The 1,571-nt window shown below is 72.2% G+C and carries 1 protein-coding gene; it reads left to right on the forward strand.

Going from position 1 to position 1,571, the window contains the following annotated elements; translation table 11 throughout:
• Positions 1–349 precede the first annotated feature (349 nt).
• Complete coding sequence (locus ACFV61_RS28205; RefSeq protein WP_380494602.1) at positions 350–1,474, forward strand: RCC1 domain-containing protein; 1,125 nt, start codon at positions 350–352, stop codon at positions 1,472–1,474.
• Positions 1,475–1,571 lie beyond the last annotated feature (97 nt).

Genomic DNA, 1,571 nt, shown 5'->3' on the forward strand with positions numbered 1-1,571 from the left:
CCCCGTTGACCCCCGCCCCCCCCACCCCCCGCCGCCGCCCCGCCGCGGCGGGGCGGCGGCCCCCGTCGGGTCGACATCAGGAACGCGGCCAAGGGGCGGGTGTGCGCAGTGCGGGACGGCCCGGCGTACCCGGAGACGCCGGAAGGTCACCTGTTCGAGTGAAGGTCGAGATCGGGGTCCCGAGTTCTGATCGGTCGTCACCGATGATGCGTTCGAGAGCTTGCGGCGAGGGCCGGGCAAGAGCGGCCCGTCGGGAGGCAACGCCGCCGCGTCCTGGTGGCAGCCTCCGCGGCCGCGCGCCCGGCGCGGTCGCATTCCCGCATGACAGCACACCCGATGAGGAGATGAAGTGCAGGAGAAGCGGCTCAAGTCCTGGGGCAACAACCGCGCAGGTCAGCTCGGCGATGGCACCTGGACGGACATCCGTACGACGGCCACCACCGTGCTGGGGCTGACGAGCGCCGAGGTGGTGAAGATCGCCGCCGGGGGAAGCGGCCCCGCCACAGGTTTCGGGCTGGCCCTGCTGACCGACCGCACGGTGCAGACGTGGGGCGCCAACGGGTCCGGGCAGCTCGGCGACGGTTCGGTGTTCAGCCACAACGCGCCCGGCCAGGTCGTCAACCTTTCCGATGCCACCGACGTCGCCGCGGGCGGAGTGCACAGCCTGGCCCTGCTCGCCGACCAGACCGTGGTCGCCTGGGGGCGCAACAATCACGGCCAGCTCGGCAACGGCACCAACGCCGACAGCAGCGTCCCGGTCCGGGTCGAGGGACTCGACAAGGTGATCGCGATCGCCGCCGGACTCAACCACAGCCTGGCGCTGCGCGCGGACGGCACCGTGTGGGCCTGGGGCCACAACATCAACGGCCAGCTCGGGGACGGAACTTCGGCGAGCCGCAACGTGCCGTCCTTGGTGAACAACCTGACCGGTGTGGCCCGGATCGCCGCCGGCGCCGACCACAACCTGGCCCTGGTCGGCCCGCCGAGCAGCTCCACCAAGCCCACCAGTGGCACCGCGGTGAAGGCGTGGGGCTACAACGCCACCGGCCAGCTCGGCGACAACACCACCATCAGCCGCTTCACCCCGGTCGACACCCAGGGCAGCTGGCTCGGCGGGGTCTCCGGGATCGCGGCCGGAGCCCACCACAGCCTGGCCGTCACCGACAGCGGCAACCAGCTCAAGGCCTGGGGCCGGAACACCTCCGGCCAGATCGGCGACGGCACCACCGACTACCGGAGCACCCCCGTCCCGGTCCCCGGCCTCACCGGCATCCAGCTGATCGCCGGCGGCCGCGAACACACCATCGTCCTGCTCGGCGACAACACCGTCCGCGCCTGGGGCAACAACGGCTCCGGCCAACTCGGCAACGGCACCACCACGGACAGCAGCACCCCCGTCACCTCGCTCACCGCGCTGACCGGTGTCGACAAGATCGCCGCACCCCTCGGCGGCGACTTCAGCCTGGCCAACTGAACCCGGCGCGGGGGGGGCGGGCGCCGGCGCCCGGCCGCGCGCCGTGCCCCAACACGGCGGCGAACAGTGTCTAGCGGATGCGGGAGTTGAGAATAAA

It is taken from the genome of Kitasatospora sp. NPDC059817, from assembly GCF_042731835.1.
In the GTDB taxonomy this organism is placed as follows: domain Bacteria; phylum Actinomycetota; class Actinomycetes; order Streptomycetales; family Streptomycetaceae; genus Kitasatospora.